Raw genomic sequence first — 17,408 nt, forward strand, 5'->3', positions numbered from 1 at the left:
GCAGCCTTTTCGTCTCCCGTTGTGTGAGATTAAAAAAGTTGAGGGTCAACAAAAATTTTTTTACTGCGGCGCAGCATGGGGCTCATGGCGACGACTGTGCGCGGCGGATGTCGTTCTATTCAAAGGATTTTAGCTGCTCACGATCAATCCGCGCCAATTCACGCGCCGTCGGGTCAAGCGGCGCGAAAGAAACACTCAGCCCGCTGGGATGCCATTCGCAGATCCCGAATCCGGTGCCCTCAACGATGCGCAAATCGCGGGTTTCGGTCAGATCGATGGTAGAATGCAGCCCGTTGGAGATCACCACCGGGATGCCGTTCCAATGGCTCACCCGGTTCACATGCACATGGCCCGAAAGGATCCCCGCCACATGCTGGCCCTTCAGCATTTCAGCCAAACGCGCGCTGCTGGCCTCATCCAAACTGCCCCACGCCAGCGCTTCAGGATCAATGCGCGGCGGGTGGTGAATGACCAAGAGTTTCGCCAGTTCGGGGTGACGCTGCAGCGCCGCCTGTAGAAACTCGAACTGCGCGTCATCCAGCGCCCCGGCCACCTTGCCCGGTACACTGCTGTCCAGCGCAATAACATGCAGATCACCCTGCGGCGCGTCGTGGAAATAGGGCGCATCAGCCAGCCCCGGCGCAAAGACCGCGTTAAAACCGGCGCGTTTGTCGTGGTTGCCAAGGGCCATCACCAGCGGCGCTTTCAGCGGGGCCGTGATCTCGTGCACCAGCGCATAGCTTTCCCGGTCGCCCTGATTGGTCAGATCGCCGCTGGCCACGACAAAGTCGGGCTGCGGGTCCATCGCGTTGATCACCTCAACCACGCGGCGCAGGGTGGCGGGCGTGTCGCTTTGCAGATGCGGGTCGGCCAAATCGGGGTGCGAGATATGCAGGTCGGTCAGGTGGACGAAACGGGTCATGGGCGTACTCCTGCGGCTGTCAGCAGGGTTTTCGTATAAGGGTGCTTGGGCGCGCGCAACACATCAGCGGCCGCACCGCTCTCAAGCGTTTTACCGTGCTGCAGCACCAGCACCCGGTCACAGACCGCCCCCACCACCGCGAGGTCATGGCTGATGAACACCATCCCGAGGCCCAGATCATCTTGCAGGTCCATCAGAAGATTAAGGATTTGCGCCTGAACCGAGACATCAAGGGCCGAGACCGCCTCATCCGCGACCAAAAGCGCGGGGCGGGTGATGATGGCGCGGGCGATGGCGATGCGCTGGCGCTGCCCGCCCGAGAATTCATGCGGATATTTGCCTGCGTCGGCTGGATGCAGCCCGACCTGCGCCAAGGCTTCGGCGACATGGTGGCTGATATTCTCCGTCTCGCCATTGGCGCGCAGCGGCTCGGCGATGGACCAGCCAACGCGGCGGCGCGGGTTAAGCGAGCCGAAAGGGTCTTGAAACACCATCTGAAAACCGCGCCGCAGCCGGCGCAACTCTTCGCCCCGAAGCTCATGCAGATCGCGCCCTTGAAACAGCACCTCCCCCGCGTCCGGACGCTCAAACGCCATGATGAGCCGCGCCAATGTCGATTTGCCCGAACCGCTTTCGCCGACCACGCCCAAGGTCTCGCCCGCGTGCAGCGAAAACGCCGCCCCCTCCAGCGCGGTCAGCACCGGCGGGGCGCGCAGCAGGCTTTGACGCGGCAGCTTGTAGCGGCGGGTCAGGTTGCGGACCTGCAAGAGCGGCGCGTCAGTCATGGCGCGGCTCCGTCAGCAAATGACAGGCGGCGCCGCGCCCCGTTTCAGTCTGCGCAAAGGCCGGGCGCTGCGCGGCACAATGAGGCAGCTCAGCCGGGCAGCGCCCCGAGAAACGGCAGCCCAACGGCAGCGCATGCAGCGGCGGCACGGTGCCGGGAATGGTCGGCAGCCTGCGGCGCTTTCCTTGGGCATCCCGCCCTGCCACACCAGCATCGGGCCGCGCGCCCAACAGCCCCTTGGTATAGGGATGCGCGGGCGCGCCAAGCACCTCTGCCGTGCGGCCCCGCTCAACCATATCGCCCGCATACATCACCACGATGTTTTCGGTGGCGCGCGCCACGGCGGCAAGGTCATGGCTGATGAAAACCAGCGCCATTTGCCGCTCCCGTGCGAGCCGTTGCAGCAGGTCGGTGATCCGCAGCGCTACATTGGCATCCAGCGCCGTGGTTGGCTCATCCGCGATCAGCAGCATCGGATTGCAGGCCAAGGCCAGCGCGATCAGCACCCTTTGCCGTTGCCCGCCCGACATCTCATGCGGGAATTGCCTCAGGCGTCGATCTGGGTCGGGAATGCCCACCTCATCGAACAGGCTCAGCGCGCGGGCGCGGGCCGCGCGGCGCGTCAGCCCGTCGTGCAGCAGCATCGGCTCCATCACCGTATCGCCCACCCGCCGCAGCGGGTTGAGCGCCGCCATCGGCTCCTGAAACACCATCGCGACGCGGCGGCTGCGCAGCCTCTGCCAGTCCCGCTCGGCCGCGCGGGCCATATCCTGCCCGTCGATGCGAAGCTGTCCGGTCAGGCGCGCGCTGTCGGGGGCCATGCCCATCAGGCACAGGGCCAGAAGCGTCTTGCCCGAACCGCTTTCACCCACGACACCCAAGCGGTCGCCGCGCTCGATCACCAGATTGGCATCACGCAGCGCCGCCGCATGGCCGAAATGGACCGAGAGATTGCTAAGATCGATCATCGCGCCCGCACCAGTCTTGGGTCGGTGATATCACGCAGCCCGTCGCCCAGAAGGCCGAACCCCAGCACCGCCACGACGATGCAAAGGCCGGGATAGATTGCCAGTTGCGGTGCGAGATACATCAACGTCTGCGCCTCCGACAACATCCGCCCCCAGCTCGACGCAGGCGGCTGCGCGCCGAGGCCAAGATAGCTCAGCGCCGCTTCGGCGAGGATTGCCACGGCAAATTCGATGGTGGCCTGCACGATGATGGCCGCCGCGATATTGGGCAGGATGTGATCGCGGCTGATCGCAAAGCGCCCCCGCCCCGCCGCGCGTGCTGCGGCGACATAATCGCGCGTCCAGATTTGGTTGGCAGAGGCACGGGTGACGCGGGCGAAGATGGGGATGTTGATAAATGAGATCGCCAGCACCGCATTGGTCAGCGACGGCCCAAAGACCGCCGCCAGCATGATCGCAAAGAGCAGCGCGGGAAAGGCGAAGCCCAGATCGGCCAGCCGCATCACCGCATCCTCGACCCAGCCGCCGAGTGCCGAGGCGAGCAGGCCAAGCACCACACCGATGCTGCCGCCCAGCAGCACCGCCACCAGCGCCACGGTCATCGAATTACGCGCCGCCGCCATCAGTTGCGCCACCACGTCGCGGCCCAACTGATCGGTGCCCAGCCAATGCTCTGCCGAAGGCGGCGCGAATTTGGTCGAGATCGACATCGTCTGCGGGTCATGCGGGGTCCAGATCAGCGACAGAGCCGCCACCCCAACCACGAGGCTGACCAGCACCGCGCCCAGCAGAAAATTCGCCGGAAGCTGCCTCATGCTCGGGCCTTCAGCCGGGGGTCGATGACCACGTAAAGTAGGTCGACCACGAAATTCGCCGTGACCACGATGGCGGCAAAAAGCATCACCAGCGCCTGCACCGTGGGCAGGTCACGGTTGGCGATGGACTGAAAAATCAGCCGCCCCAGCCCCGGCAGGTAAAAGACGTTCTCAATCACGATGGTGCCGGTGACCAACGCGGCGAATTGCATGCCCACGATGGTCACGATCGGCACCAGCGCATTGGGCAGCACATGCCGCCAAAGCACCCGCCGCCGCGACAACCCACTGGCCCGCGCGGTGCGCACGAAATCCAGCCGCATCACCTCCAGCGCCGAAGACCGCGTGACCCGCGCCAGCACCGCCGATTGCACCAGCGCCAGCGCCACCGTGGGCAGGATGAGCGACCGCAGCGCCGCGCCCGGATCGTCCCAGCCCGCAAAGCCCCCGGGCGGCAGCCAGCGCAGCTTCACGGCAAAGAGCATCACCAGCAGGATCGACAGCCAGAAGGCGGGCACCGCAATGCCGAGCTGGCTGAGAAACATCACCCCCCAGTCACCCGCCCGCCCATGCTGCGCCGCCGCCGTGATGCCAAGGCCCAGCGCCAGCACCAGCGTCACCAGCATCCCCGCCACGGCGAGGGATATCGTCATCGGCAGCCGCTCGGCGATCAGGTCAGAGACCGGCACGCGGAAGGAATGGCTGATCCCGAAATCCCCCTGCAGCGCGTTCCAGACCCAACTGAAATAGCGCGTTGTCAGGGGGTCATTCAGCCCCAACTGCGCGCGCAGCGCCGCCAAAGCGTCTTCGCTGGCGTCCATGCCAAGGATGGTCAGCGCCGGATCGCCCGGCAGCACGTTCATCACGGCAAAGACCACGAGTGAGACGGCGAGCAAGGTTAGCACGAAACCAAGCGTGCGGCGAAAGAGGAAATAGGCCACGCAGTCAGGTCCAAAGGCCGCGGCACAAGGGGCGCCGCGGCCGTTTCAAGTTAGTTGGCGACGCGCACGTTCTTCAGCGGCATGTAGAGCACAGGCGAGGAAGCCCAGTAGCCTTCGACCTCCTGCCGGAAGACGCCCAGCAGCGGCAGCTGGAACAGGAAGCCATGCACCGATTGGTCGGACAGCATCTCCTGGCCCTGCTTGAGCAATTCGTCGCGGGCCTCGGCATCGACCTCAGTCGTGATCTTTTCCCACAGGGCGGTCATCTCGGCATTGTCGTAGCCGTAGAAATAGTCAGGCCCGCGGGCGAAATTGCCCATGTCATTGGGGCTGGTGTGGGCGATGATCGTCATGTCATAGTTCTTTTTCTTGTAGACCTCATCGATCCAGAAGCCCCATTCGACATTCTCAACTTTGGCATCGATCCCAGCCTCGGAAAGTTGGTTCTGGATGATCTCGGCCGAGCGGGTCGCGTAGGGGAAGGGCGGCACGCGCAGGGTCATGGTGGCGCCGGCCACGCCTGCCGCCTCAAACATTTCCTCGGCCTTGGCGCTGTCATGCGGATAGGCGTCCGTCAGATCGACATAGGCGGTGCCGTGGGGCGGGTAGAAACTGCCAATAGGCACGGCTTGGCCATACATCGCGCCCTCAATGATCTCGGCGCGGTCGATGGCGGTGGCCACGGCGCGGCGCACCTCGACATTGTCGAAGGGTGGTTTCGCGTTGTTCATGGCGAGGATCACTTCGCCCTCGGTCGAGCCGACGTTGACGCGGAAGCGCGGATCGGCTTCGAACTGCGGCAGCAGTTCCGGCGCGGGGAATCCGGGGAAGGCGTCAAGCTCTTCGGCCATCATCGCCGCTGTCGCCGCGGCGGGGTCGGAGATGAAACGGAACACCACCTTGTCCAGCGCCACATCCGCCGCATCGCGGTGATCGGGGTTCTTGATTAGCGTCAGGCGGTCGCCGCGAGTCCAACTGTCGAACTTGAAGGGGCCGGAGCCGACCGGGTTGGCGTTGTTGCCCTCGGCGCTTTCGGCGGCCACGATGGCGCTGTCGCCCTGCCCCATGTTGAAGAGGAAAAAGGCGTCTTTGCCCGAAAGCGTGATCTCGACCGTCTGCGAGTTGACCGCTTTGACGCTCTCGATCGGCTCGAAGATGTCCTTGGAGGGATTCACGCTGTCTTCCCCCATGGCCCGCTCGAAGGAATAGACCACATCCTCGGCGTCGAGCGTGCTGCCATCGTGGAAGGTCACGCCTTCGGCCAAGGTGAACGTATAGGTCAGCCCGTCTTCAGACACCTCCCAAGAGGCCGCGAGGTTGGGCTGCACCTCGCCGTTTTCCGCCACGGTGGTCAGCGATTCAAAGACGTTTTGCGTCATCATGCTGTCGATGGAGGCGGTCGCATCCGCCGTCGGGTCAAGCGACGTGGGCTCCTGCTGCATGCCGATGACAAGCTCGGCGGCGGCAGAGGCTGAGGCCATCAGGCCAAAGGCCAGCGTCAGCGCGGGAAGGGTTTTGGTAAGGGGCAAATGAGACATGGGACAGCACTCCTGTGGGGAGGGGCGTGTTCGGCCCTGCCGTGCGCCCCTTTGCGACAGATTGCGCCGGGCGGGGGCGTTCGGTCAACGGCTTTGGCGCAAAACAAGAAAACTTCATGCAATTGCAATAATATGGCGGATTTTACCGAGTGGCCTCGACAGCGGAAAGGGACCGGGGGATCGGCCCTTTTGTGCGGCAGTCGTCGGTGCTAGCCTCCGCGCAGAGAGGGCAGATTATGGATATTTCTACGGCAGGTTTCGATTGCATTGTCATTGGCGCGGGCATCGCGGGCGCTTCTGTCGCTGCTGAACTGTCCAGCGACCGCCGGGTGCTGCTGTTGGAACGAGAAAGCCAGCCGGGCTATCACACCACGGGCCGCTCTGCCGCCCTGTTTACCGTGACCTATGGGCCGGAGGTGATCCGCGCCCTTTCCCGCGCTTCTGCCGCTTTCTTTCACACCCCCGCCAGCCCCCATCTGGAGCATCCGCTGCTGGAACCACGCGGCGCGGTGTTCGTCGCGCGGCAGGATCAGAAGGCGGCGCTGGCGCGCACCGCCGAGGAACTGGGGCCCCATGTCACCCCGCTGACCGGGGCCGAAATCGAGACACTCGTGCCGCTGCTGCGCAAGGGCTATGCCAGCGCCGGGCTGCGCGATGCTTCGGCGGCCGATATCGACGTGAACGGGCTGCATCAGCATTACCTCAAGACCTTCCGCGCCGCGGGCGGTGTCTTGCAAACCAAGGCCGAGGTGCGGGCGCTTCGCAAAGAAGGGGGCTGGCAGGTCGACACGAACCAAGGCACCTTCCACGCGCCGGTCATCGTCAATGCCGCAGGGGCTTGGGCCGATGAGATCGCCACGCTGGCAGGGCTTGCGCCTGCGGGTCTCACCCCGAAACGCCGCACCGCGCTGACGGTGGCACCGCCCGATGGCATGGAACCGGACCGTTGGCCGATGGTGGTGGATATCGATGAGCAGTTCTACCTCAAGGCCGATGCGGGCAAGCTGCTGATTTCACCTGCGGACGCCACGCCCTCGCCCCCTTGTGACGCCCAGCCCGAGGAATTGGATATCGCGATCTGTATCGACCGGATCGAAACCGCATTCGACCTTCACCGCCCCCGCATTGAAAGCCGCTGGGCCGGGCTGCGCAGTTTCCTGCCCGACGGTGATCCGGTGGCCGGATTTGATCCCGAGGGAGAGGGGTTCTTCTGGCTAGCGGGCCAAGGTGGCTATGGCATCCAGACCGCGCCGGCGCTGGCGCGCCTTGCCGCCGCTTTGCTGCGGGGAGAAGACATCCCCGGCGACATTGCCGCCGAGGGTGTCACTGCAAAGGCGCTTGCACGCAGGCGTCCGGGGCTGGCTTAGCCGCCCATCCCGGCGTCAGCTTCGATCTGCTTGCGCGACTTGCGTGCGCGTTCGGTGGCCGATTTCAACTGACCACAGGCCGCCATAATGTCTTCGCCACGGGGCTTGCGCACGGGCGAGGCATAGCCCGCGTTATAGACGATATCGGCAAAGGCGCGGATGCGATTGTTGGACGACCGCTCATAGGGCGAACCGGGCCATTCGTTGAAGGGAATGAGGTTGATTTTGGCCGGGATGCCCTTAATCAACTCGACCAAGCGATGCGCGTCTTCGTCGCTGTCGTTCACGCCCTTCAGCATCACATATTCAAAGGTGATCCGCTCGGAATTGCTGACCTTGGGATAGGCCTTGAGCGCTTCCAGCAGCGCTTCGATGTTCCAACGCTTGTTGATCGGCACCAGCTTGTTGCGCACCTCGTCGGTGGTGGCGTGAAAGGACACGGCCAATTGGCAGCCGATTTCGGCGGCGGTGCGGTGGATCTCGGGCACAACGCCGGAGGTCGAGAGCGTAATGCGGCGGCGCGAAAGCTGAATGCCCTCAGGGTCCATCGCGATCTTCATCGCGTCGCGCACGTTCTCAAAATTGTACAGCGGCTCGCCCATACCCATCAGCACGATATTGCTTAAAAGACGGGCCTCTTCGGTCCGAGTGCCAGTCTCGGGCCATTCATCCAGATCATCGCGCGCCACCATGACCTGACCGATAATCTCAGCGGCGGTAAGATTACGCACCAGTTTCTGCGTGCCCGTGTGGCAGAAGGAACAGGTCAGCGTGCAGCCCACTTGGCTGGACACACAAAGCGTGCCGCGGCCCTCTTCAGGGATATAGACCACCTCAACTTCATGACCGCCTGCGATCCGCACCAGATACTTTCGCGTGCCGTCTTCGCTTTCCTGCCGGGTCACAACCTCAGGCACTTCGATCACAAATTTCTCTGCCAGTTCAGCGCGGTAGCCTTTGGAGAGGTTGGTCATGGAGTCGAAATCACGCACACCCCACTGATAAATCCACTGCCAGATTTGCCCCACACGCATCTTTGCCTGTTTCTCAGGCGTGCCGTTTGCGATCAACACGTCACGCATGGCGTCACGGGTCAGACCGACAAGGTTAATCGGCCCCTCGGGCAACTTGCGGGGAAGGGTCATCACGTCTTGGGTGATGGGCGCGGAAGCGGACATTGCAAAGACTCACAGGCTAGGGATGGGTCTCTATATAGGGAATGACGCGATTTGCAAAAGGGTTTGGCTGCCCGCGCTTTTAAGGTCAACCTTAATAGGTCTTCTTGCTCATCCGCAATTCACCGGTCGCCAGAACCGGCGCGGCATCCAGACTGTCTACATTCAGCATCGCCGCCACACGCTCCAACGAAGACACCAACTGCGCCTGCTCCCAATCGGCGAGATCGGCAAAGGCGCGGACGTAGCGCTGTTGCAACGCATCGGGGGCTTCCTCCAACACATCCTCACCTTGGGTGGTCAGGGTGATGTTGGTTTGCCGACGGTCCTGCGCCGAGGGCTGCCGCGAGACCAAACTGCGCGCCACCAACTTATCGACCAACGCGGTTACGGTCGCTTGGCTCACGCCCATCTGATTGGCGAGGGTCTTGGCTGTGGGGTCTTTCTTCTCTCCGACGATCTGCAAAACCCGCAGTTGCGCCGGGGTTACCCCTGCGGCCTGCGCCAAATCGCGGGCATAGAGTTCGGTAGCGCGCAAAATGCGGCGTAAAGCGATCAGACTCTCGTCGACCCGGTCGGGATGTTTTTGCGTCATGGTGCATCATTGCACAATGGGGACGATTTCAGCAATCGCTCTCAACTGCCCTGAACGCTTAGTATAGCTAAGCGAAACGCCTCAATTTCGTTAGCCTTACGAAACAAATATGCACATGAGCATGGCCCTGAAACAACGCTATAAGCGTATTTTGAGGTATTTTGCTTTGAATGTTGAAGTATGACCGCACATGCCCTACTTAGCTTATCGAAACAATAAGGGAGCCCCGAACGGATGCAGAATGAACTCGACATGAAAAAAGCCCGCACACCCAAACTGCGCAAGCCCAATGCCGAGGACGGAGCTGCCATTTGGCAGTTGATTCGCGACTGCAAGCCGCTCGACGAGAACTCGCTTTACGCGAACCTGATCCAGGCCGACCACTTCCGCGACACTTGTGTTGTGGCTGAGATGGACGGTGACATCGTTGGATGGATCTCCGGCCATATGATCCCTGCACAAGACGCCTTCTTTGTCTGGCAGGTTGCCGTTAGCCCCAAGGCCCGTGGCCTTGGTCTGGGTAAGACCATGCTGATGGAACTCGTGAACCGCGATGAAACTGAGGACGCCAAGACCCTCAAGACTACGATCACCCGGGACAATGACGCCTCCTGGGGGCTGTTCCGCAGCTTTGCGAACCACGTCGGCGGCGACCTTTCGGATGCGCCCCACTTTACCAAAGACGCCCATTTCGATGGCGCGCACGACACCGAACATATGGTGACGATCACGCTGCCCGAGACTGCGCCGCTTAAACGCGCCGCGTAAACCGCAGCTGACAATTCACACGACAGATTCTCTTGAAGAGAAAGGATATTCCTATGCCCAAAGACATGGCACAGAACACAACGATCTTTACCCGCCGCGAGAGCGAAGCACGCTCCTATTGCCGTGGCATGAACGCCGTTTTCACCCGCGCCAGCGGGTCGGAGATGTTCGACGTAGACGGCAACCGCTATATCGACTTTCTGGCGGGTTGTTCCTCGCTGAACTACGGCCACAACGATCCCGATATGAAAGCCGCGCTGGTGGATCACATCACGGCGGACGGCATCGCTCATGGTCTCGACTTCCACAGCGACACCAAAGCCGCCTTCCTGACCGCCTATGAGGAGAACATCCTCAAGCCGCGCGGCATGGATTATAAAATCATGATGACCGGCCCGACAGGCACTAATGCTGTTGAGGCCGCGATCAAGCTCGCGCGCAAAGTGACAGGCCGCACGAACGTGATCTCCTTCACCAACGGTTTCCACGGCATGACCATGGGCGCGCTGGCGCTGACCGGCAACAAAGGCAAACGCGGCGGTGCAGGCGGTGGCTCACTGGCCGACGTGACGCATATGCCGTTCGAAGGTGCGCTTGGCGACAACGTGGATTCGCTTGAGATGATCGACGCGATGCTGTCGAACCCGTCCTCGGGCATCGACGCGCCCGCGGCCTTTATCTTTGAACCGATCCAGGGCGAAGGTGGCCTGAACGCCGCGTCTGACGCATGGATGCAGGGCGTGGAAAAGATCGCCCGCAAACATGGTGCTCTGCTGATCGTTGATGACATTCAAGCCGGTTGTGGCCGTTCGGGCAGCTTCTTCTCGTTTGAGGCGTCCGGCATCAAGCCCGACATGGTGACCCAAGCGAAATCGCTTTCCGGTTTCGGTTTGCCCTTCGCAGCCCTGCTGATCGCGCCTGAGCATGACATCTGGAAGCCAGCCGAGCACAACGGCACCTTCCGTGGCAACACCCACGCCTTTGTCACCGCCCGCGTCGCGATTGAGAAATTCTGGTCCGACGACAAGTTCGAAAAGTCGTTGGCCGAGAAAGCCGTGGTTCTGACCACCGCGCTCAAGGATGTCGCTGATCTGGTCGAAGGTGCCACGCTGAAAGGCCGCGGCCTGATGCAGGGTGTCGACGTTGGTTCTGGTGAACTGGCCGGTGCAATTTGTGCGCGTGCCTATGAATTGGGCCTCGTGATCGAAACATCGGGCGCGAACGACGAAATCGTTAAATATCTTGCCCCGCTCACCACGTCGCAGGAGGTTATGCGCGAAGGATTTGATATCCTTTTGCAGGCCACCCGTGACGTGGCTGGAAACCTGAAAATGGCAGCGGAGTAACTGACATGATTGTACGCGATTTTAATAAACTTCAGAACACCGACCGCCACGTTGGTGATGCAAAATGGACCTCGACCCGGCTGCTGCTGGCCGATGATGGGATGGGCTTTTCCTTCCACATCACCGTGCTGGAAGCGGGCTCTGAGCATACGTTCCATTACAAGCATCACTTCGAAAGCGTCTATTGCATGAAGGGTAAGGGCTCGATCACCGACCTCGCTACTGGCGAGACTCATGAGATCACCCCCGGCGTGATGTATGCGCTGAACCTGAACGACAAACACATCCTGCGCGCAGAGGAAGAACTGCACATGGCGTGCTGCTTCAACCCGCCTGTCACGGGCAAGGAAGTACACCGTGAAGACGGCTCCTATGCGCCTGCCGAGGAGGTAGCGTAATTCATATGACCCAACCGTCCCACACTGTCGAAAAAATCGGCGGGACGTCCATGTCCCGCGTGAACCAGCTCAAGGATACGCTCTTTGTCGGTGCCCGTGAGGGCGCGGACATCTACGGGCGCGTCTTCGTGGTCTCCGCCTTTGGCGGGATCACCAACCTGCTGCTGGAGCATAAAAAATCCGGCGAGCCGGGCGTTTACGCCCATCTTGCCAACGCCAGCAACGATCACGGCTGGCACGAGGCGCTGACCCGTGTGTCTGCCGAGATGCAGCGCGTGCACCGCGAAGTGCTGGAGCATCCCGGTGACATCGAGCAGGCCGACGCCTTTGTGTCCGAGCGCACCCATGGTGCCCGCAACTGCCTGATCGACCTGCAGCGTCTGTGCGCCTACGGCCACTTCCGCCTGTCGGAACACATGTTGCAGATCCGCGAGCTGCTGTCCGGTCTGGGCGAGGCGCATTCCGCTTTCGTCACCACGATCATGCTGCAACGCGCTGGTGTGAATGCCCGTTTCGTTGACCTGTCGGGTTGGCGCGATGAGGGCAATGTCACGCTGGACGAGCGCATTGAGCAGGCGATGGACGGCATCGACCCGCATACGGAAATGCCCATCGTCACTGGCTATGCGCAATGCGCCGAAGGGCTGATGCGTGAGTTTGACCGCGGTTATTCCGAAGTGACCTTCTCCAAGCTGGCGGCCCTAACAGGTGCGCGCGAGGCGATCATTCACAAGGAATTCCACCTGTCGTCTTGCGATCCGAAACTGGTCGGCGAACATGCCGTCAAGAAGATCGGGCGCACGAACTATGACGTGGCGGATCAGCTGTCGAACATGGGGATGGAAGCAATCCACCCCAAAGCGGCCAAGACTTTGCGTCAGGCCGATGTGCCGCTGCGCGTGACCAACGCCTTCGAGCCCGAAGACCCCGGCACGCTGATCGACGACCGTAAGGCAGAGACGCCTGCGGTGGAGATCGTCACGGGTTTGGACATTGTCGCGTTTGAGCTGTTCGAACAGGACATGGTCGGCGTGAAAGGCTACGACACCGCGATTCTCGACGTGCTGACACGGCACAATGTACGAATCGTCTCGAAGGTGTCGAACGCCAATACGATCACGCACTACCTTGATGCGTCGCTCAAGACGATGCGCCGGGTGGAGAAGGATCTGGCACAGATCTATCCCGCTGCCGAGATCACGACGAAAACGCTGTCGATGGCCTCGGTCATCGGGCGTGACCTGAACGGGCTGTCGGTGTTGCAACGCGGTCTGGTGGCCATTGCCGAGGCCGGTCAGACGGCAATCGGTGCGAGCCAAGGGCCGCGCAACGTCGACGTGCAGTTCATCGTCGAGCGCGAGAGCCTGCAGCCGGTGATCAAAGCGCTGCACGGCGCGTTCATCGAAGAAGAGGCTGCGACACCGCTTTCGCGGGCGGCCTGACGCTGACATAGCTGATGCACTATGAGCCGCGGCTTCCGAAAGGAGGCCGCGGCTTTTTCATGTGAGGGCCATCGCCTGCCTGCGGGTCGGCGATCCAACATACTTTCGATACCACTTTGTAGCTCAACCATGATGTGCGCCCGCGAAGTCACACCCAGCCTCACTAAATCGCTACCCGGTCGCACCAGAGGTGCGCCCATCAAATTCTGGCACGCCTTTGGCGTGACGGGCGGGCAGGCGATGGCCCGGCGCCAGCGGCTATCCCAGGCCCGGGTGGCAACCTAGACCCGCAAACGAAAACGGCCCCGCAATTGCGAGGCCGTTCTTAAAAACATTCTGGCGGTTATCAACCGCCGCAGCGCTTCGCCGCATCTTCGACCGCCGCGGTAAAGCCCAGCAGCGAGAATGTGTCCTTGGTCTGCGTCCCGCGCGAGGACCGCGCTGTCAGCGTCGCATCCGCGCCGCGCTTCATTGCCGCGATGATCTTAGCATCATCCGCCGTGGTTGCCGGCCAGGCCCACTCGCCTTCGGTGAACAGCTCGAACTCATTGCCGGAAATGTTCATATTGACCGTCGATCCCGAGGCAAAAGGATACCCGCCGGTGAAGGCGACCTGACCCTTGGCCTCAGCCGAGGGGCGGTAGAATACCATCAGCAATGTCTGACCCCGGTTCACCGCCACCACACGCCCATCGCGCGTGTTGACGACTTCCTTGGGCGTTGAAACGCCCCAGCATTCTGTCGGGTTATCTTCTACAAAGACGCTCCAGTCGGTCTTGGCAGCCACCCGGTTGGTGCTCTGCTCCTGCGCCACAGCGCCGCTTGCCACAAGGGCGAGCGCCCCAAGTGCAAGACCACATGTCTTCATCATTCCCATCTGTCCAGCCTCCAGCCGTCCTTGACCTCAACACGTCCACAGACCCCGTCCGGGCAACCTTGGGCGGGTTGCTCTCTTGCGGGTGTCTGCTATCTGTTCGACACCAACCACAATAACGGCAAACGCGCGACCGACGAAACCCTGATTGGCAGGATTTCGCCCAGAAACAGGATGAACCTCATGACCAAAGCAGCCCCATTTGCGGAAATCTGGCGCGGACCCTTTCTGGAAAGCGTTCATTCCGGTCATGCCGTGATCTGCGATGCGAGCGGCCAGATCGTCGAAGCATGGGGCGATCCGGAAAAGGTGATCCTGCCGCGTTCGTCTTCCAAGATGATCCAAGCGCTGCCGCTGATCAATTCCGGCGCGGCCGACAAAGCGGGACTGAGCACCGAACAGCTGGCCCTCGCCTGTGCCTCGCACCAAGGTGCCGCCATCCACACCGACCGGGTGGGCGTATGGCTCGACACGCTGGGGCTGAGTGACGACGACTTCCGCTGCGGCGCGCAAGAACCCAATGACCGCGACGCGATGGAGGGGCTGATCCGCGCGCATGAGAAACCCTGCCAGATCCACAACAACTGCTCAGGCAAACACGCGGGATTCCTCACGCTGAACAAGCACCTCGGCGGGGGGGCGGATTACGAAAAGCCCGATCACGCGGTGCAAAAAGCCTGCCTTGAAGCGTTTGAAACGGTCACCCAAGAAACCTCGCCCGGCTATGGCATCGACGGCTGTTCGGCCCCCAACCCGGCCTGCACCCTGCACGGCATGGCCCGCGCGATGGCCCATTTCGCCGCCGCTCCCGAAGGCTCTGCCGAGGCGCGCCTGCACCAAGCCATGCGCCTGCACCCCGAACTGGTCGCCGGCGAAGGCCGTGCCTGCACGGAACTGATGCGGGCGATGGACGGCAAGGTAGCACTGAAAACTGGGGCCGAAGGCTTCTTCATCGCGATCTGGCCCGAGCGCAAGTTGGGCATCGCGCTCAAAGCCGCCTGCGGCACCACCCGCGCCGCCGAATGCGCGATCACCGCGCTGTTGGTCAAATTGGGGGCGCTGGACGCCAGTCACCCGGCGGCGATCAAGCGGATGAACACGCCGATCACCAACTGGCGTGGGCTAGAAACCGGGATGCTGAAACCAGCGGCGGAACTGCTGTAAGACTATCGCACTGCCACTTTGCTCTGACGAAGCGGCAGTGCCATGCGGGCAGTCTCAGCCTGCGAATTCGGTGCGCGCATAGCCCTGTACGAACAGCAGCGCGGTCAAATCGCCAAAATTGATGCGGATGTCACATTCCGCAGCGACAGATGGCTTTGCGTGCAGCGCTACGCCCATGCCAGCCCGCCCCAACATGCCCAGATCATTGGCCCCGTCGCCCACGGCGATGACCTGATCCTCAGTAATCCCCAGCTTCGCGGTGATCTCTTCCAGCGCGGCGACTTTGGCCTCGCGCCCCAAGATCGGCAGGCCCACATCGCCGGTCAGCGCGGCCCCATCGACCAGCAGCGTATTGGCGCGGTTCTCATCAAAGCCCAGCATCTCGGCCACTTTGGCAGTGAAGGCAGTGAACCCGCCCGAAACCAATGCGGCATAGCCGCCGTTGGCCTTCATCGTGCCCACCAAGGCACCGCCGCCGGGCATCAGGGTGATCCGCTCGGCCAAAACCTTGTCGATGACAGCGGCCTCCAGCCCTTTCAACAGACCGACACGTTCGCGCAGCGCGCCGTCGAAGTCCAACTCACCGTTCATGGCGCGGGCGGTGATCTCTTTCACATGCGCGCCAACGCCTGCTTCTTCGGCCAATTCGTCGATGCATTCCTGCTGGATCATCGTGCTGTCCATATCGGCCAGCAGCATCTTCTTGCGGCGGCCTTCGCTGGGCACGATCACCAGATCGACGCCCATGGACTGGCAGCTTTCCCAAACATCCCAACGGTTTTCCGGCGTCTGGGCCAGCGAGAACTCCGCCGCCTCATCCGGGGCCAGCCAAAGCGCGTCGCCCCCGCCCCAAGCGTTGCGCAGGCTTTCGACCAGCGCCGCATCGAGGGAGGGGTTGGAGGGGGAGGTCAACAAGATTGCCGTGAACATAAGTTTCCGATCCGCATCATTCGCGCCGCGCAAAGCGACATGACCGGCGTCCTAGCGCCATTTTGCGACTTGCGCCAGCCCGGCCTCCCCGCGTATGCCGACAAGTGGGACACCCTTCCCCAACGAAGGGCGATTATCTGAGAGGGTAGCATAAATGGCTATTACACAACCGGCATCGCGCCCGGACACGAAACCTGTTGCCGTACCGGCAAATCCGCGTTTCTCTTCCGGCCCCTGCGCCAAAATCCCCACATTCGACCTGACCAAGCTCGCGGACGCACCGCTGGGCCGCAGCCACCGTGCCGCTCCCGGCAAGGCTAAGCTGCTAGAGGCGATCGAAACCACCCGCGAAGTGCTCGGCGTGCCTGCGGATTACCGCATCGGCATCGTGCCCGCGTCTGACACCGGCGCATTCGAGATGGCCATGTGGTCGCTCTTGGGCGAACGCCCGGCTGAGATGGTGGCATGGGAGTCCTTCGGCGCAGGCTGGGTTACCGATGTCGTCAAGCAGCTGAAAATCGAAGCGCAGGTTCACACCGCCGAATACGGCGAGATCGTCGACATGGCCGCGCTGAACTATGACAACGACGTCTGCTTCACATGGAACGGCACCACCTCCGGCGTGCGCATGGCGAACGGCGACGCGATCCCTGCGGACCGCGCGGGTCTGACGCTCTGCGATGCCACCTCGGCGGCCTTCGCGATGGACCTGCCCTGGGACAAGCTGGATGTGACGACCTTCTCTTGGCAGAAGGTGCTGGGCGGCGAAGCGGCGCATGGCATGCTGATCCTCAGCCCTCGCGCAGTTGAGCGGCTGGAAAGCTACACCCCCGCATGGCCCCTGCCGAAAATCTTCCGCCTGACCAAAGGCGGCAAGCTGAACGAGGGCATCTTTAAGGGTGAGACGATCAACACGCCGTCGATGCTCTGCGTCGAAGATTACCTGCTGGCGCTTGATTGGGCGAAATCCGTGGGCGGCCTCAAGGGGCTGATCGCACGGGCCGATGCCAATACGGTGGCCATCGCCGAATTCGTGGAGGCGCATGACTGGATCGACTTCCTCGCCACCGATCCGGCGACACGGTCCAACACCTCGGTCTGCCTCAAGTTCACCGATGACCGCATTCAGGACGGTGCAGCCTTTGCCAAGGCCGTGGCCAAGCGGTTGGAAGCCGAAGGCGCAGCGCTCGACATTGGCGCCTACCGCGATGCCCCTCCGGGCCTGCGTATCTGGTGCGGCGGCACGGTTGAAACGGCTGATATCGAAGCGATGCTGCCGTGGCTCGAATGGGCCTTTGAAGCCGAAATCAACGCCTAAAGCATTCCGGCGGGCGCGTGATCCCACGCGCCGCCCCTGCCCCCATATTTTTGAAAAGGACCA

General features: G+C 62.2%; 17 protein-coding genes. 7 read left to right on the forward strand and 10 right to left on the reverse strand.

Translation table 11 applies throughout. From position 1 onward, the window contains the following. Nucleotides 1-115: 115 nt before the first annotated feature. From R1T45_RS05185 to R1T45_RS05210, 6 genes are read right to left on the reverse strand one after another with little or no spacing between them, the layout of a single operon-like run. Nucleotides 116-922, reverse strand: a complete 807-nt coding sequence (locus R1T45_RS05185) for a metallophosphoesterase family protein (RefSeq protein ID WP_317390310.1) — start codon at nt 920-922, stop codon at nt 116-118. Beyond that, nucleotides 919-1,707: an ATP-binding cassette domain-containing protein gene (locus R1T45_RS05190; RefSeq protein WP_317390311.1), complete on the reverse strand. Its 789-nt coding sequence runs from the start codon at nt 1,705-1,707 to the stop codon at nt 919-921. The genes R1T45_RS05185 and R1T45_RS05190 overlap by 4 nt, the downstream gene beginning before the upstream one ends. After that, nucleotides 1,700-2,674 carry an ABC transporter ATP-binding protein gene (locus R1T45_RS05195; RefSeq protein WP_317390312.1) on the reverse strand — a complete coding sequence of 325 codons (975 nt, stop codon included), beginning with the start codon at nt 2,672-2,674 and terminating at the stop codon, nt 1,700-1,702. Before R1T45_RS05195 ends, R1T45_RS05190 begins: the two co-directional genes overlap by 8 nt. Continuing rightward, nucleotides 2,671-3,489: an ABC transporter permease gene (locus R1T45_RS05200; RefSeq protein WP_317390313.1), complete on the reverse strand. Its 819-nt coding sequence runs from the start codon at nt 3,487-3,489 to the stop codon at nt 2,671-2,673. The genes R1T45_RS05195 and R1T45_RS05200 overlap by 4 nt, the downstream gene beginning before the upstream one ends. After that, on the reverse strand, nt 3,486-4,430 hold the full coding sequence (locus R1T45_RS05205; RefSeq protein WP_317390314.1) for an ABC transporter permease: 945 nt from the start codon (nt 4,428-4,430) through the stop codon (nt 3,486-3,488). The genes R1T45_RS05200 and R1T45_RS05205 overlap by 4 nt, the downstream gene beginning before the upstream one ends. A gap of 50 nt (nt 4,431-4,480) precedes the next feature. Continuing rightward, on the reverse strand, nt 4,481-5,968 hold the full coding sequence (locus tag R1T45_RS05210) for an ABC transporter substrate-binding protein (protein ID WP_317390315.1): 1,488 nt from the start codon (nt 5,966-5,968) through the stop codon (nt 4,481-4,483). A 236-nt stretch (nt 5,969-6,204) separates the two neighbouring features. Here R1T45_RS05210 and R1T45_RS05215 point away from each other — a divergent pair, with 236 nt between their 5' ends. Next, entirely contained in the window at nt 6,205-7,335 is a 1,131-nt protein-coding gene (locus R1T45_RS05215) for an FAD-dependent oxidoreductase (RefSeq protein ID WP_317390316.1), read from the forward strand. Here the strand turns inward: R1T45_RS05215 and rlmN are convergent. Then, a complete protein-coding gene (rlmN, locus tag R1T45_RS05220) occupies nt 7,332-8,513 on the reverse strand; it encodes a 23S rRNA (adenine(2503)-C(2))-methyltransferase RlmN (protein WP_317390317.1) in 1,182 nt (393 codons plus the stop codon). The two genes, R1T45_RS05215 and rlmN, sit on opposite strands and share 4 nt — an antisense overlap. Nucleotides 8,514-8,604: 91 nt before the next feature. Continuing rightward, on the reverse strand, nt 8,605-9,105 hold the full coding sequence (locus R1T45_RS05225) for a MarR family winged helix-turn-helix transcriptional regulator (RefSeq protein WP_120352082.1): 501 nt from the start codon (nt 9,103-9,105) through the stop codon (nt 8,605-8,607). Nucleotides 9,106-9,339: 234 nt separating this feature from the next. Here R1T45_RS05225 and ectA point away from each other — a divergent pair, with 234 nt between their 5' ends. From ectA to R1T45_RS05245, 4 genes are read left to right on the forward strand one after another with little or no spacing between them, the layout of a single operon-like run. Next, entirely contained in the window at nt 9,340-9,873 is a 534-nt protein-coding gene (ectA, locus tag R1T45_RS05230; protein WP_120352083.1) for a diaminobutyrate acetyltransferase, read from the forward strand. 53 nt (nt 9,874-9,926) lie between these two features. Then, on the forward strand, nt 9,927-11,219 hold the full coding sequence (gene ectB, locus R1T45_RS05235; protein WP_317390318.1) for a diaminobutyrate--2-oxoglutarate transaminase: 1,293 nt from the start codon (nt 9,927-9,929) through the stop codon (nt 11,217-11,219). Nucleotides 11,220-11,224: 5 nt separating this feature from the next. Further along, entirely contained in the window at nt 11,225-11,617 is a 393-nt protein-coding gene (locus R1T45_RS05240) for an ectoine synthase (RefSeq protein WP_007118313.1), read from the forward strand. Between the two features lie 5 nt (nt 11,618-11,622). Then, on the forward strand, nt 11,623-13,059 hold the full coding sequence (locus tag R1T45_RS05245) for an aspartate kinase (RefSeq protein ID WP_317390319.1): 1,437 nt from the start codon (nt 11,623-11,625) through the stop codon (nt 13,057-13,059). Between the two features lie 346 nt (nt 13,060-13,405). Here R1T45_RS05245 and R1T45_RS05250 read toward each other — a convergent pair whose 3' ends face one another. Continuing rightward, entirely contained in the window at nt 13,406-13,930 is a 525-nt protein-coding gene (locus R1T45_RS05250) for an invasion associated locus B family protein (protein ID WP_082849572.1), read from the reverse strand. Between the two features lie 186 nt (nt 13,931-14,116). Between R1T45_RS05250 and R1T45_RS05255 the strand changes: the two genes are divergently transcribed. After that, on the forward strand, nt 14,117-15,097 hold the full coding sequence (locus tag R1T45_RS05255; protein WP_317390320.1) for an asparaginase: 981 nt from the start codon (nt 14,117-14,119) through the stop codon (nt 15,095-15,097). Between the two features lie 54 nt (nt 15,098-15,151). Here the strand turns inward: R1T45_RS05255 and serB are convergent, their stop codons facing one another. Beyond that, nucleotides 15,152-16,027 (reverse strand): phosphoserine phosphatase SerB, encoded by an 876-nt coding sequence (serB, locus tag R1T45_RS05260; RefSeq protein ID WP_260010736.1) that lies wholly within the window; start codon nt 16,025-16,027, stop codon nt 15,152-15,154. A gap of 154 nt (nt 16,028-16,181) precedes the next feature. On the opposite strand from serB, the gene R1T45_RS05265 reads away from it, so the two are divergent. Further along, nucleotides 16,182-17,345, forward strand: a complete 1,164-nt coding sequence (locus R1T45_RS05265; protein ID WP_317390321.1) for a phosphoserine transaminase — start codon at nt 16,182-16,184, stop codon at nt 17,343-17,345. Nucleotides 17,346-17,408: the final 63 nt, after the last annotated feature.

Source organism: Sulfitobacter sp. LC.270.F.C4, from assembly GCF_032922545.1.
GTDB classification, from domain to species: Bacteria; Pseudomonadota; Alphaproteobacteria; order Rhodobacterales; family Rhodobacteraceae; genus Sulfitobacter; species Sulfitobacter profundi.

Bases quoted from the DNA above. Each gene is read 5' to 3' on its own strand.
- R1T45_RS05210 (WP_317390315.1), bottom strand. From the start codon at position 5,968: ATGTCTCATTTGCCCCTTACCAAAACCCTTCCCGCGCTGACGCTGGCC.
- R1T45_RS05215 (WP_317390316.1), top strand. From the start codon at position 6,205: ATGGATATTTCTACGGCAGGTTTCGATTGCATTGTCATTGGCGCGGGC.
- R1T45_RS05195 (WP_317390312.1), bottom strand. From the start codon at position 2,674: ATGATCGATCTTAGCAATCTCTCGGTCCATTTCGGCCATGCGGCGGCG.
- serB (WP_260010736.1), bottom strand. From the start codon at position 16,027: ATGTTCACGGCAATCTTGTTGACCTCCCCCTCCAACCCCTCCCTCGAT.
- R1T45_RS05225 (WP_120352082.1), bottom strand. From the start codon at position 9,105: ATGACGCAAAAACATCCCGACCGGGTCGACGAGAGTCTGATCGCTTTA.
- R1T45_RS05265 (WP_317390321.1), top strand. From the start codon at position 16,182: ATGGCTATTACACAACCGGCATCGCGCCCGGACACGAAACCTGTTGCC.
- R1T45_RS05240 (WP_007118313.1), top strand. From the start codon at position 11,225: ATGATTGTACGCGATTTTAATAAACTTCAGAACACCGACCGCCACGTT.
- R1T45_RS05250 (WP_082849572.1), bottom strand. From the start codon at position 13,930: ATGATGAAGACATGTGGTCTTGCACTTGGGGCGCTCGCCCTTGTGGCA.
- R1T45_RS05200 (WP_317390313.1), bottom strand. From the start codon at position 3,489: ATGAGGCAGCTTCCGGCGAATTTTCTGCTGGGCGCGGTGCTGGTCAGC.
- rlmN (WP_317390317.1), bottom strand. From the start codon at position 8,513: ATGTCCGCTTCCGCGCCCATCACCCAAGACGTGATGACCCTTCCCCGC.
- R1T45_RS05185 (WP_317390310.1), bottom strand. From the start codon at position 922: ATGACCCGTTTCGTCCACCTGACCGACCTGCATATCTCGCACCCCGAT.
- R1T45_RS05255 (WP_317390320.1), top strand. From the start codon at position 14,117: ATGACCAAAGCAGCCCCATTTGCGGAAATCTGGCGCGGACCCTTTCTG.
- R1T45_RS05245 (WP_317390319.1), top strand. From the start codon at position 11,623: ATGACCCAACCGTCCCACACTGTCGAAAAAATCGGCGGGACGTCCATG.
- ectB (WP_317390318.1), top strand. From the start codon at position 9,927: ATGCCCAAAGACATGGCACAGAACACAACGATCTTTACCCGCCGCGAG.
- R1T45_RS05190 (WP_317390311.1), bottom strand. From the start codon at position 1,707: ATGACTGACGCGCCGCTCTTGCAGGTCCGCAACCTGACCCGCCGCTAC.
- ectA (WP_120352083.1), top strand. From the start codon at position 9,340: ATGCAGAATGAACTCGACATGAAAAAAGCCCGCACACCCAAACTGCGC.